Raw genomic sequence first — 17,102 nt, forward strand, 5'->3', positions numbered from 1 at the left:
GACGAAAATTCCACTGTTATGAAAAAATGACCGTTTTTGATATATTGGTCGTTTTCTATCATTGGGTAAAGGCCTTATACATAATACACTAGTATGTAGTGTTTTTTGTAGTTGATGTTTTCTTATTATTACATCAGGAAGATAATTTAATAACTGAATACTTCACTGTCATGTTTGTGTTGGAAGGGGTTATGGACTATAAGGGGCGGGATTCTAGATGGTATGGCGCTTTGGAAAAAACTATCTTAAAAATTAGTTTATTTTTCTGTCTATAAAGTGAAAGGACCTTTTTTTATTTGTTATCATTTATAGGAGTTGCTAGATTTGCTGAATAATACAAGATTCATAACCCGGTATCAGCAGTATTGATTTGAGGACAATTGATTTTTTTCGATCATGCCAGTGCAATATACTAATGTCGCTATAATGAAAGACTGTAAAATCAAAAGTAAAGAAGAAAAATCATCTTGGTTGCTTAACAGAAGCTTTTTAAGTTGATACGCAATATGAATTAGAATTATTCCATGAGGCTAAATCCCTCAAGATTTTATTCTTAGTTATCCATTACAAGGGCTTCAGTTTATGTCTCTTCATTTATTGAACATAATTTAGACTGTAACATAAACCCCCTGACATCACTAAAGGAAACCTTTGATACTAAATAAGACTACAAATAGTATTAATATTTTATAAAAACTTCAAAATGTCCAGTTGCAAGATAAATATAGGTCTGTACTAAAAAAACAGAGGTTTGGAAATGTAAGAATCAAAACCTATAAATGTTCGATAAAGAGTAACATTATTTAAAGCCAGACAGTATCATCAGTTAACATTAACCTTAATTCTTCTATTTATATTCGAGTTTTGGTCACTTACTTCAAATAATAAGATATCTCTTTTTCATATTTTTTTAGACGATCATAAAAAGATTGACGAGAAATCCCTAACATTTTTATAGCTTTGGATCGATTGTTATTCGAGCGTTTAAGGGCTTTAACAATTAAAGCGACCTCTAATTTACTCATGTTTTCCATGAAATCCAAGGAATCAGAATCGGAGAGTGTAAATGAAGATGCTTCAATTTCTTTACTTCTCCGTTGTGGAATGTCTTCTTCTTGGGCCATATATCCTTCAATACAACTTTTCGGTAAATCAGAGATTTGAATTTCATCAGTTTCCGCTAAAACAAACCCATGCTCCAAAACATTTATTAATTCCCGGACATTACCTAGGAGTGAGTGGTTTAATAACAAATGGTGAGCTTCTTGGCTCAACCTTTTTTGTTTATTATATTTATACGAAAACTCCTTTAAATAATGCAGAATGAGAACATCTATATCCATTTTCCTTTCGCGTAGTGGAGGAATAGTGAAAGTTAATCCATTAATTCGGTAATATAAATCCTCGCGGAATGTATTATTAATAATCATCGATTCCAAATCCTGATTGGTTGCCGCAATCACCCGTACATCCAGTGGAATTGCTTCACTTCCCCCAACTCTGACTAGCTCTTTTTGTTGCAGTACCCGCAAAATCTTAGCCTGAAGGTGATAACTCATATCGCCGATTTCATCGAGAAAAATTGTGCCTTTATTGGCTAACTCAAATTTCCCCTTCTTCCCGTTTTTTTTGGCTCCTGTAAATGCTCCCTCTTCATAACCAAAAAGTTCACTTTCCAGTAATGCCTCGGGAATGGCCGCACAGTTAATAGGTATATAAGGTTTTCCCATCCGATTAGACAATTGATGGATATTTTTAGCGATAACTTCCTTTCCGACACCGCTTTCTCCACGGATTAAGATAGAGATATCTGTTGGGGCCAGCTTTTTTATTTTGGAAAGTTCATGGATAAGTGTACTGTCTTTTGAAATAACAAAATCTTTCATTTCTAAAGGTAACATTTGGATGAGATGTAGTTCATTTTCGAGATAATTAATATACTTATTAATCGTAAAGTGATCAAACGATTCCTTTAACTTCTCTATCTCGCTACCATCTTTATGTGTGGAAATAGCACCGACCAAATCCCCATTCAATGTTAACGGTGAGGCATGGACAATGAAATTTTTATTAAGTACAAAGCTATGCTTATGAAATTGAGGGATACCAGTATGCAGAGCATCAAGAATGACTGAATTCGGAAGCAATTCCTTTGCATTCTTACCAATCCATTCTTCTCGATCAATGTTCATATTCCTTTCGGCGGACAGGTTAATAAAGATGAAATTTCCATCCTTATCCACGATTTTCACACAGTCATGTATAGCATCAAAAATACTCGACAAAAAAGTTTGATCTTCTTCAAATGCAAAAAGGAAGGACAATATTTATTCACCTCTTCATAAATATTTATCTTACTTTAAATTTTATTCAGAAAATTGTCAATATTTAAGACAATTGTCAATATTATAGACTATACATGTAGTTCAAGTGTCTATTGAATGGATACATTTATGGGCAGAATTGCCCTGAATATGTTGGCACAGTACTTGCATTATATATAGGTGTATCGTGTAGTCGACAGATTACAATATTTAGAATTTTATATACGGAAGAAAAGGGGGGTAGTGGAAAAAGTGAATCAGGTTAAAAGGGTGGATCCATTATATGAACAAATATACCAAAATTTAGAAGAGTCAATTTTGGAAGGAAAGATTTGCTCAGGTGAACGATTAATTGATACAAAAATAGCATCTAAACTAGGGGTAAGTAGAAGTCCTGTAAGAGAGGCTTTTAGAAAGTTAGAACAATACGGATTACTCATTAATAACGATGGAGTTGTAACCGTTTTCACTCCGTCGCTTCAAGATGCAATAGACCTATATCAGGTACGAGTAGGTTTAGAGTCTGTTGCTGTGTATTGGGCTACCCAGTACATAACACCAGGAGGATTAGAGCAATTAAAACAATATTTATACAAAACAGAGCAAGCAATTAAACAAAATAATATGGAAGATATTATTGAATTGAATACCCAGTTTCATGAATCAATTGTTGCCTATAGTGCAAACAGTCGATTAAAAACCATAATGAATAACATTCACTCATTAAGTCGTATTTGTAGGGACACCATTATAAAACAATATAACCGCAGTGATAGCTTTCTATCTGAACACTATGAAATTTATAGAGCGATGAACAACAAGGATCCTGAATTGGCTGCGAAGAGAATGGAACAGCATATCAATAATGATTTGAACCATTTTAAAGAATCTTATCTATTTAAAGATAAGAAAAAATCTTTAATTATAGAATCTGGGAAAAAATGAAGAGTCCATCACTTGATTGTGAAATTGTTAATGGGGGATTCATTTGTTAGGACAAAGTTTCAACTTAATTTAAACAAGTATTTCCGCATTCTATGTTCTTAAAGTGGAATATCCCCCCATGTAAAGTAAGAGGAATCAAAATGCATGGTTCTAGAAAACCCATGAATCGTGTAGCTTTGCTAGGGTAATGTCGAGAGTCTATATCAAATAGAGGAGGATTTAACAAATGACTACAACAACTAAAACACTATACGAACTCCCTTTTACAGGCGTAAAGGAATATAAAATGTTCATCAATAACCAATGGGTTGAAAGCGCTTCTGGAGAAACGTTTGATTCTGTCAATCCATTTACTGGAGAGGTCTGGGCGAAAGCACCTAAGGGTGAAAAGGAAGATATCGACCTTGCAGTGAAGGCAGCAAAAGCAGCTTTTGAAACAGGGGAATGGTCAGAAGTTAATGGAGCAGGGCGTGCCGCCCTACTTCGTAAGCTTGGAGATTTAATTGGAGAAAATGCAGAAATCCTGGCCATAAGTGAAGTGGTGGACAATGGAAAATTGATCCGTGAAATGCTTGGACAAACCAAATCTTTATCAGGCTGGTGCTACTACTTTGCTGGACTGGCAGACAAGATACATGGCGAGAGCATTCCTGTTGACATACCTAATATGATTAATTACACAGTACGTGAGCCACTTGGTGTTGTTGGGGCCATTATTCCTTGGAACTCGCCTTTATTGTTAACACTCTTTAAACTTGGCCCGGCGTTGGCTGCGGGAAATACGATGGTAATAAAGCCGTCGGAAGTTACGCCTGCTTCGTTATTAGAATTGGCGAAATTAATCGAAGAGGCGGGTTTCCCACCTGGTGTCGTTAATATTGTAACAGGTTTTGGCCATACAGCAGGTGATGCACTGGCAAAACATCCGGATGTCCGTAAAATTGCGTTTACCGGGTCATCAGCAACTGGAAAGTTAATTGTCAAAAACTCTGCGGAGCACTTTGCTCGGGTTTCTCTCGAATTAGGTGGCAAATCCCCTAACATTATTTTCGAAGATGCAAACCTCCCTAATGCTGTAAATGGTGTTTTAGCAGGAATCTTTGCTGCTTCAGGTCAAACATGTATGGCTGGGTCCCGAGTTCTCGTTCAGGATTCCATTTATGATGAGTTTGTTAAACGATTGGTTGAGAGAACCAGCCAAATACGCTTAGGAAACCCTCTGGATATGGAAACAGAGATGGGAACCGTTGCATTTGAGGGACAACATCAAAAAGTACTTAAGTACATTGAAATCGGAAAACAGGAAGGTGCTACCGTTTTATACGGTGGAAAACGTCCAACAACACCAGAATTGAAGAATGGATTCTTTGTCGAACCAACCATTTTTGGAGATGTTCGCAATGACATGCGTATTGCTCAGGAAGAAATTTTTGGCCCAGTTGTCTGCATTATTCGCTTCAAAGATGAAGCCGATGCGCTTGAGATTGCAAATGATACGGAATTTGGGTTAGCCGCTGCAGTTTGGACGATAGATGTTCAGAGAGCCCATCGCCTCGCATCCAAAATCAATGCCGGCACGGTTTGGATTAACAATTATCGAAAGGTATCTTACGCTTCTCCATTTGGAGGTTTCAAGGCCAGTGGGATTGGACGGGAAAATGGAATGCAAGCTGTACATGAATATACACAGATTAAGAGTATCTGGATAGATATGGGTAATGTCATTACAGATCCTTTTAAGATTCTCTAATAATAGATAGGGAGGGAAAAACATGAGTCGATTTGACGTATTTCGAGAAGCTGGAAATCCAATGTTTAATGACAATCAATTAAAGTTAGGAATATTTGGTCCAAACGTAAATAACTCTTGTGCCATGACTTTAGCGGAAACTACGTTTAAACCAAACTTTGAAACAAACGTTAAAATTGCCCAAATGATGGACAAGGCCGGATATGAGTGCATTGTGCCTGTTGCCCGCTGGCGAGGATTTGGTGGGCCAAGCAATTTCAATGGTGAATGCATGGAAACGTATACATGGGCGTCTGCCATTGCAGCAGTAACAGAAAAAATTTACCTCTTTTGTACATCACATTTACCGACCATCCATCCGATTGTCGCATCAAAAATGATTTCGACCATTGATCAAATTTCGAAAGGGAGAATTGGTCTTAATACCGTAATGGGCTGGTTTCCGAAAGAGCTTGAAATGTTCGGCGGCAAAAAAATGCAACATGACAAAGGGTACCAATATGCAACGGAATGGATGGAAGTGGTCTTAAAAATGTGGTCTCAACAGTTTTTTGACCATAAAGGCGAATTCTTTGAGATTAAAGATGGTTGGCAAGAGCCAAAGCCGGTCCAGAGTCCCCGACCTGTACTTATTAACGCTGGCTCCTCCAAACCCGGAATGAATTTTGCTGCAAAATATACAGATTTCCATTTCTCCTTCCTTGAATCGATGGAACAGGCAGGAGAATGGACGAATCATATAAAAAAGCTGGCCTGGGATGAATACCACAGGGAAATTAATACGTTCACAACAAGCTTTGTCGTATGCCGTCCAACTGAGAAGGAAGCTTGGGATTATTATAATTACTATGTAAGGGAAAAAGGAGATGACGAGGTCACGGATATTATTTGTCAGCTATTTAATATCGATACGGCCTCCCAATCCGCCGATTTTAATAAGAAATTCAGGGATAACTTTATCGCAGGTTGGGGAGGCTGGGCACTTGTAGGAACCCCAGAACAGGTAGCCGACAAGTTAATAAAAGTAGCAAAGGCAGGGGTGTCTGGAACACTTCTTTCATTCGTAGATTATCTTGTTGAAATGCCATACTTTAATGAAAATGTTATGCCGTTACTAGAACAGGCAGGGGTACGAATTCCGGTAAAAAAGGAAAAATCATCAAAAGAATATATCTTTACCGGTGAAATGAATCATTCAGCAGGTGTACGCGACGTGGCAAAAGAAGTTGCTGTTTCACTTGCTTCCAGCAAATAGAATTGAGGTTGTATGAGATAGATCAGTATCTTCTTTATGATTATTTAAGAGAAAAGAAGATGATGGAATTACAGATATTTGTAGACTATAAACTATCAATATTGCCTCCCAATCCAAACTATTTAATAAGTATTTAATGAGAAACGGCCCAAAGAAATATAGGCTAAGCATATAAGGATAAAGGGAAAAAGGGAACAGCTATTTCGCTGTTCCTACCAATTGAATGGAGGTTATGAGAAATGGATCAGTGGGTTCTTTATGGGAAATCAGGTAATCCATCTTATGAGATTACAAAAGCATGGTTGAAAAACAATGGAATTCCGGTTGAGAATAACAGTATTTTTCAATTAACAAGAGAAGAAATAGGAAGGCTGGCCGCTCTTGTCCCAGGAGGAGCGAAGAACCTGGCGTACCCAGATGTTTTTTCCTTCTCGTTGATTAATCCTCAGAAAAAAACGGAAAAAGGCCACATTGAAAAGATTCAAAGCGGTGACTTATCAGAGGAAGAAATTATTGATATTCTTTCCGATTATCCATCACTTGTCATAACCCCGATTGTTACGGACTATAAAACATTATTAGTAGGTTATGATTTAGAGACAATGGTTTCTACTTTCCGTTTTGTGAAGGTAAAAGATGTAACAATGGCATAATGCCAGACACCAGAAATAATAGAGTAATCATATAGAATCGTGAAAAGAAATTGGAGGGTGGATAAAATGAGTAGATTCGATGTATTTAGAGAAGCAGGAAATCCCATGTTTAACGACAATCAATTAAAGTTAGGGATATTTGGTCCAAACGTAAATAACTCTTGTGCCATGACTCTAGCAGAAACATCATTTAAGCCAAACTTTGAAACAAACGTAAAAATTGCCAAGATGATGGAAGATGCCGGATATGAGTGTATCGTGCCTGTTGCCCGCTGGCGTGGGTTCGGTGGATCCAGCAACTTCAATGGTGAATGTATGGAAACATATACATGGGCAGCGGCAATGGCGGCGGTTACGGAAAAAATTTACCTTTTTTGTACGTCACATGTACCTACGATGCATCCAATTGTGGCATCAAAGATGCTGTCTACCATTGATGACATTTCAAAGGGAAGAATTGGTCTGAATACTGTAACAGGATGGTTCCCTAAAGAAATGGATATGTTCAATGGTAAGAAGATGGAACATGATAAAGGGTATCAATATGCAACAGAATGGATGGAAGTGGTCCTAAAAATGTGGTCCGAACAGTTTTTTGACCATAAGGGCGAATTCTTTGAGATTAAAGATGGTTGGCAAGAGCCAAAGCCAACACAAAGTCCTAGACCTGTTTTAATTAGCGCCGGTACTTCAAAAAAGGGGCGTGATTTTTCTGCCAGGTTCACCGATTTTAACTTCGGCTATATAGAATCAATGGAACACTCCGCAGAATGGACCCAATATATGAAAAAATTGGCCTGGGAGGAGTATAAAAGAGAACTAAATACTTTTACAACTAGTTTCGTTGTTTGTCGTCCTACTGAGAAGGAGGCAAGGGAGTTTTATAACTACTATGTTCGTGATCAAGGTGACTGGGAAGCTGCTAATATCGTTTGTGATATGTTTGGTATTGAATCTTCCTCAAACTCTAAAGAATTTCTAACGAAGGCAAGAGAGAACTTCATTGGAGGCTGGGGAGGCTGGGGATTAGTAGGAACACCGGAACAAGTAGCCGATCAGATGATCAAGTTGTCTAAAACAGGTGTATCTGGGACATTAGTTTCTTTCCTTGATTATGTTGAAGAAATGCCCTACTTTAATGAAAACGTATTACCTTTACTTGAACAAGCGGGTATTCGAAATCCAGTGAAAAAGGAAGACCTATCCAAGGAAGCTGTTTTTGCAGGGTAATCAATTCTACTCTAGGGATTTAAAAGGGGCCAAAAGAAACAGCTGTTTCTCTCGGCTCTGAACTAATTGAATGGAGGTTATGAAGAATGGATCAGTGGGTTCTTTATGGAAAGTCGGGTAATCCATCATATGAGATTACCAAAGCGTGGTTGAAAAACAATGGAATTCCGGTTGAAAATAACAGTATTTTTGAATTAACAGGAGAAGAAATAGGTAGGCTGGCCGCTCTAGTCCCCGGAGGAGCGAAAAACATGGTGTACCCGGATGTTTTTTCCTTCTCGTTGATTAATCCCCAGAAAAAAACGGAAAATGGCCACATTGAAAAAATTCAAAGCGGTGACTTATCTGAGGAAGAAATCATCGATATTCTTTCCGATTATCCATCACTAGTCGTAACTCCGATAGTTACTAACTATAAAACGGTATTAGTAGGCTATGATTTAGAGACAATGATTTCTACTTTCCGTTTTGTGAAGGTTAAAGATATAACGATGGCCTAATTCACTCATAGTTACTCTTCACGCATGTAACAATTATAGTACTAGGGAGGTACACACGATCCCCGGGGTACTCTTTCATTTGTTTTTACAGTGTAGAACAATAGAACAAATGAATCATCGAAAACAAGGTAGAGACCATGCAGGAAAGCTTGGTCAAGAGTTAGTTCAGTTAGCTAAAATGACCGCCGAAAGGTTCTGGGCCCATCGCTATATTAATTACCATATCAAAAATTGGAGGGTAGATAAAATGAGTAATGATAATGTATCTATATTTAAGGAAATCATGGGCAGTTATCCAACTGGAGTAACAATTCTGACTACCACGGATGCAGAAGAGAAACCATGTGGTCTTACAGTCAATTCTTTTGCATCCGTATCTTTAGATCCCAATTTAGTATTATGGTGTATAGATCGTAGATCCGCATCACTAGAAGCTTTCGAACAGTCCCAAGGCTTTGTAGTACATATACTTGCAGCAGATCAGGAAGAATTATGCTGGGCTTTTGCAGGGAAGGACCCTGATCGTTTTTCAAAAGCCGATTGGTCTTTATCCAAGAATAATCTGCCTGTGATTTCTGGTTCTTTAGGTGTATTAGAATGTAAGACCGTACAGCAAATTGACGCGGGTGACCATATCATTTTCCTTGGTGAAATCATCGATATTGATAAACAGGATAAAGAACCTATGTTATATTTCCGCCGTGATGTTGGAAAGATTCCAACAAGCTGGCCGGCAGTTGTTGTTCATTAATAATAAAGGTGATGGATAGTTGAAAACAACTATCCGTTCCTTTAAATATGAAAGGAACTGAAACATTATGCCTTATACAAGTATAGTTGTCCATGGAAGAAAACTAGGTCGGGAAATTGGTTTTCCAACCGCAAATTTAGAACCAACCAGCCAGTTTTTTAGTTTGGAAAAGGGTGTATATTCGGTTTTAGTTCAGCACGAATTCAAGAGATATATGGGTGTAATGAATATTGGGCACCGGCCAACTGTCTCTAATAATAATATTCTGATCGAAGGTCCTTTGAATAAACAAACGTATGAAGGCATGACAATCGAAGTCCATATCTTTGATTTTGACAAAGAAATCTATGGTCATTCTCTTGAAATTGAACCTTTGTCTTATATTCGCGACGAAAAGAAGTTTAACAGTTTAGAAGAATTAAAAATAAACATTTCCAAAGATATCCAAATTACCAGGGCAACTTTTAAAGAAAGAGGACTAATGAATGATGTTTCTTAATGTGTAATGCGTTAAGTGAAAGTAGGGAACTTTATGACCACTTATTTGGTGATTTGCTTATGAGTAATCAATGGAATGTGCTAAACGTTTCAAAGGCTATTACAAGGAGCTCATAAATGAAAATATTGATGCTATTATTTTCGAAAGTGAACCCAATAATGATTCATAAAAGTGTAATGGTCTCTAAACTCAATAGGTGAGTGTCAACGAGATATGCCTAACACCCAACTAAATAAAATATCTAGATTTAAACCACTCATTTTAAAGCAATTCAAGGTAAAGAAAATGGGAGGTAGATCAATATGAATAATAAAATAGACATGATCCATTTACCTGATCTTTCATTCATACAATTTTGCCATGATCAATTTGGAATAAATCGCGGCGTTTATAATACAATTGATGCTTGGTTTTTTCATGAGGGAATTAGAAATATTTTAGAGAGAAGGGAACAAATCTATCATTTTCTTACTGAATGGGTCCAGGATGACGCAACGCAAAGTAATGGGAAAATCAAAATCGGGCACGGAAACTTATCAAAAAAGTTAAAGGAATATTTTGAAAGCGCTTTTTCCACTGATTCCTGTAGTTCAGATGATGATTTCATTTTAACATTATCTAAAAGTTTATACCAAAGGTGTCTTATTAACTAAAACACTAAGAAGTGTGGGAGGTATCGCTATGAAGCAAAAAGCATTAACAGGATTAAGAGTGTTAGAAATGGGACAATTGATTGCCGGCCCGTCAGCGGGACGACTTTTTGCAGAATTTGGTGCAGAGGTTATTAAAGTTGAAAGTCCAAAAGGTGGCGATCCCATTCGTAAATGGAGAGTTGTTGAAAATGGCACAAGCCTATGGTGGTATGTTCAGGCAAGAAATAAAAAATCGATAACAATTGATTTGCGAAAAGCTGAGGGTCAAGAAATCATTCGGGGTCTGGCGCAAGAAGTCGATATTATTATAGAAAATTTCCGGCCTGGCACACTAGAAAAATGGGGAATTGGCTATGAACAGTTAAAAGAATTAAATCCCCGTCTTATAATGGTGAGAATAAGTGGCTACGGTCAGGATGGGCCATACAAAAATAAGCCAGGATTTGGCTCTATCGGTGAAGCGATGGGCGGCTTGCGCTATTTAACAGGGTATCCCGATCGTCCACCAACAAGGGTCGGAATTAGTATAGGTGATTCTATTTCTTCGCTGTATGCCGTGATAGGTGCGATGATGGCTGTTTATCATCGGGATAATGGATCAGGACAAGGGCAGTGTGTTGACGTTGCCTTATATGAATCTATCTTTAGTTTCATGGAAAGTATGCTTCCTGAATTCGACCGTGCTGGGGTTATACGAGAACGGACAGGAAGCACGCTTCCAGGGATCACCCCGTCTAGTACATATGTATGTAAAGACGGAAAGTATGTTGTCATCGGCGCGAATGGAGATGGTATTTTCAAACGGTTAATGGTGACGATTGGTCTTCCAGAATATGCCGATGAGCCGCGCTTTGAAAATAACGCAACTAGATCCGAGCATGCTGATCATTTGGATGAGTGCATTGAAAATTGGACGAAAACATTGAGTTTGGGAGAAGTATTGAAAATGCTGGACGAATCAGGAGTGCCTGCAGGTTCAATCTATTCGATTGAAGATATTGTAAATGACCCTCATTACCAGGCCAGAGGAATGATCCGTGAAGTAGAGGTCGACGGAATTGGAAAACTGAAGGTTCCTGGAATTGTCCCTAAGTTGAGTGAAACTCCTGGAGACATTGATTGGGTTGGGCCTCGTCTTGGTCAACATAACGAAGAAGTGTTAAAGGATACCTTAAATTTCAGTAATGAAGACATCGAAGCACTAATAAATCAGGGAATCATCGGAAACGTAACAAATAGGAGTCGCAATTGAAACATAGAATGTGGCCATGTTATCTTCTTTATCTTCTTTTAAATGGAGTCGTTTATTCATAAACAGTCGACAGAATATCATCTACAGTAATCCTATTTTATCAAACTAATAAAATAATTAAATCGAAATTGCTGACTCACAAAGACTCTAGCAACACTTCTCTTCTTTTACATTCAGAGAGAGATATTCTATTAGATAGGAAAATTCAAGAGTGAAAAATAGAGGTTTATCTAAAAGGGACTGATTTATTATGGGAATGACCATGTCAGAAAAAATCCTGGCAAAAGCTTCTGGACAGCCCGATTTGAAAGCAGGTGATATCGCTTGGGTAAAAGTTGATATTGCCATGATGCATGACTTGTTGGGACCTTGGTTAGTTGATGGAGCTTTCAATCGATTGGGCGGGCAGTTGTTTGATAAGGAAAAGGTAGTCGTGGTGTCTGATCATTGTACTCCACCTGCGACTGTCCAGCAAGCGGATATTTTAAAATTCACCCGTGATTGGGCGCGTAAACAAGACCTCTCTTACTACTATGAGTTTGAAGGACCTTGTCATCAGGTAATAGCAGAGCGAGGTCATGTTCGTCCGGGTCGATTGATTCTTGGAACGGATTCACATACTTGTATGGCAGGGGGCTTAGGAGCATTTGCGACTGGAATTGGTTCTACAGAAATGGTCGGTGTCTTATTGACAGGTGAAACATGGCTAAAGGTTCCAGAGACCATTAAAGTCGTTTGGGATGGAAAAATTCAACATGGAGTCTTTTCAAAGGATTTGGTTCTCAAAACCATCAAAGATCTAGGGCATGCAGGAGCGACCTATCAATCCCTTGAATTTTCAGGAAGCTCTATTAAAGATTTGTCTATAGATGAACGGTTTGTATTATCGAACATGGCGGTTGAAGCTGGAGCAAAAACAGGTCTGATTGAGCCTGATGAAAAAGTGGTTGAATTTTTACGGTCAAAAGGGGTAACCGATGAGGTTGATATGATTTCTAGTGATTCGGACGCTTCCTATATTCGTACCTTACATTATAATGCATCTGAATTAGAACCTCAGGTAGCTTGTCCGCATGAAGTCGATAATGTTCATCCTGTAAGCGCGGTAGAAGGAAAAGCAGTAGATCAAGTATATCTAGGCTCCTGTACAAATGGACGGTTGAGTGATCTTCGGATTGCTGCTCAAATCCTGAAGGGGAAAAAGATATCCAAAAATATTCGTTGTTTAGTGGTACCAGCCTCGCAGCACATTTGGATGCAGGCAAATAGAGAAGGAATCTTAGACATTTTGACGGAAGCAGGATGTATTATAAACATGCCTTCATGCGGGGCATGCGGCGGATTTACCAGTGGCGTTATCGGTGCAGGGGAAGTGGTCATGTCATCGTCAAACCGGAACTTCAGGGGGCGAATGGGAAGTACAAAAGGAGAAGTATATCTAGGCTCTCCAGCAACCGTGGCTGCTACAGCGATTGAGGGGAAAATTGCAGATCCACGGAAATATCTCTTACAGGGGGTCAGGTAGATGTCATTTATGATTCGAGGGCGTGTATGGAAATACGGGGACAACATTAATACCGATATTATTTCACCAGGCCAATATATGAGTCAGCCTGTAGAGAAGCAGGCAGAACATGCGATGGGGGCGATAGATCCAGATTTTGCAAAAAAGGTGAAGCCTGGGGATATTATCGTGGCGGGTCATAACTTCGGTTCCGGTTCAAGCCGGGAAACAGCCCAAATGGTCCTGAAACACCATCAAATTGGAGCAATCGTCTCCACCTCCTTTGCTCGTATCTTTTATCGGAACTCAATCAATGTTGGCCTTCCTGTTGTCGAGATGAAAGATACATCTGTTATCCAAGAGGGAGATGAAATTGAGATTGACTTAATTGAAGGTAAAGTCATGAATCATACTCAAGGTACGGAATATCAGGGAACGAAGCTGCCGGAGCATCTAATCGAAATGGTTAAGCTTGGCGGGTTAGAGCCTTTCCTTGTTAAAAAATTGCTGAACTCTTAATAGATGGGAAGAGAGGGAGAGAAAGATGAAACTGCCGAAGAAGGTAGAGATAATAGAAGTTGGCCCCAGGGACGGCCTTCAAAATGAAGCGAACTTTATTCCAACAGAACAGAAAATTGCCCTTATCCATGCATTAAATAAAACAGGAATAAAAAGAATGGAAGCGACATCATTTGTCCATCCTGTATATGTCCCTCAAATGAAGGACGCAAAAGAGGTTCTCGAAGGAATTGAACAAGTCCCTTCCATTCAATATATGGCATTGATTCCGAACACAAAAGGTTATGAGCTTGCGATAGAAAATGACGTGCAAGCTTTATCATTAGTCGTTGGTGCCAGTGACAGTTTTAATTTAAAAAATGTGAAAATGACCAGGGAAGATTCCATCAAAAATTTTGAAAGCATCATAGATAAGGCAATAGAAAACGGGGTTTTCATTCGCTACAATATCGCAACTTCTTTTTGGTGCCCGTATGAAGGAAAGGTGGATTCCAGTGTCGTACTTGAGATGGTGGAGCGTATTGATCGTTTAGGTGTGGATGAAATTGTAATTTGCGATACCATTGGCCGGGCGAATCCTGCTCAAGTGTATGACTTATTTCAACAAATTTCTTCTAGGCAACATAAAGCGGTGATAACCGCACATTTTCACGATACCTACGGGTTAGCCCAAGCGAATATTATAGCAGCTCTTCAAACAGGAGTTACGCGGTTTGATACTTCCATTGGAGGGTTGGGAGGATGTCCGTTTGCGCCGGGGGCAGCCGGAAATGTCGCTACAGAAGATGTGGTATTTATGTTACAAGAGCTGGGGATTGAGACAGGGATTGATCTTCAGTCACTCCTTGCTTGCGTTGAGTTGGTCCGACCTTTAACTATACGCGAATTAACAGGCCATTTTCATAAAGTTAACGTATATCAAAACACATAATTAAATGGGGTCTTCATCCATTAGCCTTTTTTGTTAACGTCCCATTTTACTTTTATTTTTATAAGTAACGGATGAGTGAAAATAAAAGTGCAGGAGGTAGAAAGAATGGATAGAGAAATTGGATTTATTGGTCTTGGGAGCATGGGCCTTCCCATGGTATTAAATTTGTTAAAATCAAATTTTAAGGTGAAGGTTTACAATCGAACTCCTGAAAAAGCTAGGGATGCCGTGGCTGCTGGGGCTCAGCAGATGGACCGTGCAGCAGATGTAGCAACAGTAGGTGGAATTGTGATTACTATGGTATCTAATGATAAGGCCCTGGAGGAAGTTGTTTTTGAAAAGGATGGAATAGGTAAAAAACTAGGGGTAGGGGGCATTCATCTATCAATGAGTACCGTCTCACCAAAGACCTCGCGTAAACTGGCTTCCTACCATGAACAGCAGGGTAGTTATTATGTCGCATCTCCAGTTTTTGGTCGTCCGGAGGCAGCATCAGCGCAAAAACTGTTTTTGTTGTCCTCGGGTCACCGTGATGCTAAAGAACGAGTTAAGCCTTTACAAAATGCACTTGGTCAGCAGGTCTTTGATATCAGTGAAGAACCTGGTGGTGCCAATGTAATTAAATTAGGCGGGAATTTTATGATCATGGCGGCGATGGAGGCCATGGCCGAGTCCTTTAATCTGGCAGAGAAGAATGGGATTGACCGTCAGTTAGCTGCAGAAGTGTATGCATCCACTCTATTTAACTGCACCGTTTACCAAGGGTATGGTCAGATGATTGCAAAAAAATCATTTGAACCAGCAGGCTTTCAGTTATCGCTAGGATTTAAAGATTGCAATCTTGTTTTAGACGAGGCTAACTCTACCAAAACACCGATGCCATTAGCCAGCTTATTGCATGATCGCTTATTAGCATCTATAGCAAAAGGACGAGAAACACATGATTGGTCCGCACTTGCAAGGGTAGCTTCGGAAGAGGCAGGACTAGAATAACTTGAATGGGTAGTTTTATGGCGGTGATTTTTAGTCTCCTATAATTAGGAGACTTTTTTTAGATGGAGTCACCATACAAACATTTCGGTTTAAGACACTTCGTTTCTTCTATTCGCTGCGTGTTAGGGGTTTTTAGTCATGTTGAGTAGCTTTAAGTATTTTATGTGTTTTGGCATAAGTGATAAAGGGAAGTAGTCCAAACCAATAATATATTGTATTAGCAAAAAAGGAGAAACTAGAAAAAACCAAGTGGCCATAAGCTGATGATAAAGCCTTGGCGACTGATTATTTAGCGGCTTTAAACAGGTATTAAAGAAGTAAGGATAAATCCAAGTTTTGTCAACATTATAATTAAACGTTACCAAACTTTAGTTTATCACTTATTTCTCCTGCAATCTCTTTTACTGATTTAATGAAGTGATCAATTGTAGAGTCATCAACTCTAACCAATGGGGCAGAAACTGCTATACCAGCCACTACATTATTCCGATTGTCAAATATTGGAGCACTTGCTGAAAATACGCCAAAAACTAATTCGCCAAAACTTACTGCATAACCTTTTTCTTTTATAGTCTTTAATTCTTCTTGTAGGGTCCCCTTATCAAGGATAGTTTTCTCTGTAGAAGGTATAAAATCTGTTTCCTCAAGATATGTATTAATTTTCTCTGGAGGAAGGAAGGCTAACAATAACTTTGCTGATGCACCCATATACAAGGGAGATAATTGACCGATATGCGAAATGGTCATCAAAGCATGCTTTGCTTCTTCAAAAGCAATACATTTTCGTTGATTATCTTCAATGATATTTATATAGACGTTTTCCCCCAATTTATCTCGTAGAGCTTTTAGATAGGGTTTTGCAGTTGTTAACAAATGGGAATTATCTTCAACAAGTTTTCCTAAATAATATAATTCCATCCCTAATTTATATGTTTTTTTCTTGTTATCTTTTTCAAGAAGTCCATTCATCACCAATGTATTGAGTATCCGTTGAAGACTTGATTTAGAAAGACCGAGCTCATGGTGTAATTGGGCTAAGGACAGTTCGTTTTGATTTATTGAAAAAGACTTAAGAATCTGTATGGCCCGAGTAATTGTTTGCATAGAATTTTCCATTCTTAATCCCTTCTTAACTAATCTTTGCCAAAACTATATAGCAAATTATATCACTAACATTTATATTAATCGAGCACTAAACTAGCAATATAACCAATTTTCAAATTTATCAATAAATAATAGATAACTAGGAGAGAAATAGTCTATTCAACAACAAGTTTAACCTATGCATTTTTTTTTGAAAGTAAAATTAAAATAGCATTTAAGTGGTATAGTTAAAATTCTTA

The 17,102-nt window shown here is 38.5% G+C and carries 16 protein-coding genes; 14 read left to right on the forward strand and 2 right to left on the reverse strand.

Translation table 11 applies throughout. The features are described 5' to 3' along the window. Positions 1–872 precede the first annotated feature (872 nt). Complete coding sequence (locus tag RE409_RS29235) at positions 873–2,324, reverse strand: sigma-54 interaction domain-containing protein (RefSeq protein WP_309559409.1); 1,452 nt, start codon at positions 2,322–2,324, stop codon at positions 873–875. A 243-nt stretch (positions 2,325–2,567) separates the two neighbouring features. On the opposite strand from RE409_RS29235, the gene RE409_RS29240 reads away from it, so the two are divergent. The 14 genes from RE409_RS29240 (at position 2,568) to RE409_RS29305 (ending at position 15,759) form a co-directional block, all read left to right on the forward strand. Beyond that, complete coding sequence (locus RE409_RS29240) at positions 2,568–3,269, forward strand: GntR family transcriptional regulator (RefSeq protein ID WP_048689317.1); 702 nt, start codon at positions 2,568–2,570, stop codon at positions 3,267–3,269. A gap of 226 nt (positions 3,270–3,495) precedes the next feature. Next, on the forward strand, positions 3,496–5,019 hold the full coding sequence (locus tag RE409_RS29245) for an aldehyde dehydrogenase (RefSeq protein ID WP_309559410.1): 1,524 nt from the start codon (positions 3,496–3,498) through the stop codon (positions 5,017–5,019). Positions 5,020–5,041: 22 nt separating this feature from the next. Beyond that, a complete protein-coding gene (locus RE409_RS29250) occupies positions 5,042–6,274 on the forward strand; it encodes an LLM class flavin-dependent oxidoreductase (RefSeq protein ID WP_309559412.1) in 1,233 nt (410 codons plus the stop codon). A 239-nt stretch (positions 6,275–6,513) separates the two neighbouring features. Further along, positions 6,514–6,927: an ArsC/Spx/MgsR family protein gene (locus RE409_RS29255; protein WP_048689309.1), complete on the forward strand. Its 414-nt coding sequence runs from the start codon at positions 6,514–6,516 to the stop codon at positions 6,925–6,927. A 66-nt stretch (positions 6,928–6,993) separates the two neighbouring features. Further along, on the forward strand, positions 6,994–8,157 hold the full coding sequence (locus RE409_RS29260) for an LLM class flavin-dependent oxidoreductase (protein WP_309559414.1): 1,164 nt from the start codon (positions 6,994–6,996) through the stop codon (positions 8,155–8,157). A gap of 86 nt (positions 8,158–8,243) precedes the next feature. Further along, entirely contained in the window at positions 8,244–8,657 is a 414-nt protein-coding gene (locus RE409_RS29265; RefSeq protein ID WP_309559415.1) for a thioredoxin domain-containing protein, read from the forward strand. 109 nt (positions 8,658–8,766) lie between these two features. After that, on the forward strand, positions 8,767–9,408 hold the full coding sequence (locus RE409_RS29270) for a flavin reductase family protein (RefSeq protein ID WP_309559417.1): 642 nt from the start codon (positions 8,767–8,769) through the stop codon (positions 9,406–9,408). A gap of 67 nt (positions 9,409–9,475) precedes the next feature. Next, a complete protein-coding gene (locus tag RE409_RS29275; RefSeq protein ID WP_048689295.1) occupies positions 9,476–9,907 on the forward strand; it encodes a riboflavin kinase in 432 nt (143 codons plus the stop codon). A gap of 302 nt (positions 9,908–10,209) precedes the next feature. After that, a complete protein-coding gene (locus RE409_RS29280; RefSeq protein ID WP_309559418.1) occupies positions 10,210–10,560 on the forward strand; it encodes a hypothetical protein in 351 nt (116 codons plus the stop codon). A gap of 28 nt (positions 10,561–10,588) precedes the next feature. Beyond that, on the forward strand, positions 10,589–11,812 hold the full coding sequence (locus RE409_RS29285) for a CaiB/BaiF CoA transferase family protein (RefSeq protein WP_309559420.1): 1,224 nt from the start codon (positions 10,589–10,591) through the stop codon (positions 11,810–11,812). Positions 11,813–12,074: 262 nt separating this feature from the next. Further along, positions 12,075–13,337, forward strand: a complete 1,263-nt coding sequence (locus tag RE409_RS29290; RefSeq protein ID WP_309559422.1) for a 3-isopropylmalate dehydratase large subunit — start codon at positions 12,075–12,077, stop codon at positions 13,335–13,337. Continuing rightward, positions 13,338–13,835: a LeuD/DmdB family oxidoreductase small subunit gene (locus tag RE409_RS29295; RefSeq protein ID WP_176474466.1), complete on the forward strand. Its 498-nt coding sequence runs from the start codon at positions 13,338–13,340 to the stop codon at positions 13,833–13,835. Between the two features lie 25 nt (positions 13,836–13,860). Further along, entirely contained in the window at positions 13,861–14,766 is a 906-nt protein-coding gene (locus RE409_RS29300) for a hydroxymethylglutaryl-CoA lyase (RefSeq protein WP_309559424.1), read from the forward strand. Positions 14,767–14,871: 105 nt separating this feature from the next. After that, positions 14,872–15,759 (forward strand): NAD(P)-dependent oxidoreductase, encoded by an 888-nt coding sequence (locus RE409_RS29305; protein WP_095394849.1) that lies wholly within the window; start codon positions 14,872–14,874, stop codon positions 15,757–15,759. 351 nt (positions 15,760–16,110) lie between these two features. On the opposite strand, the gene RE409_RS29310 is transcribed toward RE409_RS29305, so the two are convergent. Then, a complete protein-coding gene (locus RE409_RS29310) occupies positions 16,111–16,875 on the reverse strand; it encodes an IclR family transcriptional regulator (RefSeq protein ID WP_048689277.1) in 765 nt (254 codons plus the stop codon). Positions 16,876–17,102: the final 227 nt, after the last annotated feature.

The organism is Peribacillus sp. R9-11, from assembly GCF_031345095.1.
Classification (GTDB): Bacteria; Bacillota; Bacilli; order Bacillales; family DSM-1321; genus Peribacillus; species Peribacillus butanolivorans.

Coding starts and splice junctions, on each gene's coding strand:
- RE409_RS29245 (WP_309559410.1), top strand. CDS start 3,496: ATGACTACAACAACTAAAACACTATACGAACTCCCTTTTACAGGCGTA.
- RE409_RS29250 (WP_309559412.1), top strand. CDS start 5,042: ATGAGTCGATTTGACGTATTTCGAGAAGCTGGAAATCCAATGTTTAAT.
- RE409_RS29255 (WP_048689309.1), top strand. CDS start 6,514: ATGGATCAGTGGGTTCTTTATGGGAAATCAGGTAATCCATCTTATGAG.
- RE409_RS29260 (WP_309559414.1), top strand. CDS start 6,994: ATGAGTAGATTCGATGTATTTAGAGAAGCAGGAAATCCCATGTTTAAC.
- RE409_RS29265 (WP_309559415.1), top strand. CDS start 8,244: ATGGATCAGTGGGTTCTTTATGGAAAGTCGGGTAATCCATCATATGAG.
- RE409_RS29270 (WP_309559417.1), top strand. CDS start 8,767: ATGAATCATCGAAAACAAGGTAGAGACCATGCAGGAAAGCTTGGTCAA.
- RE409_RS29275 (WP_048689295.1), top strand. CDS start 9,476: ATGCCTTATACAAGTATAGTTGTCCATGGAAGAAAACTAGGTCGGGAA.
- RE409_RS29280 (WP_309559418.1), top strand. CDS start 10,210: ATGAATAATAAAATAGACATGATCCATTTACCTGATCTTTCATTCATA.
- RE409_RS29285 (WP_309559420.1), top strand. CDS start 10,589: ATGAAGCAAAAAGCATTAACAGGATTAAGAGTGTTAGAAATGGGACAA.
- RE409_RS29290 (WP_309559422.1), top strand. CDS start 12,075: ATGTCAGAAAAAATCCTGGCAAAAGCTTCTGGACAGCCCGATTTGAAA.
- RE409_RS29295 (WP_176474466.1), top strand. CDS start 13,338: ATGTCATTTATGATTCGAGGGCGTGTATGGAAATACGGGGACAACATT.
- RE409_RS29300 (WP_309559424.1), top strand. CDS start 13,861: ATGAAACTGCCGAAGAAGGTAGAGATAATAGAAGTTGGCCCCAGGGAC.
- RE409_RS29305 (WP_095394849.1), top strand. CDS start 14,872: ATGGATAGAGAAATTGGATTTATTGGTCTTGGGAGCATGGGCCTTCCC.
- RE409_RS29310 (WP_048689277.1), bottom strand. CDS start 16,875: ATGGAAAATTCTATGCAAACAATTACTCGGGCCATACAGATTCTTAAG.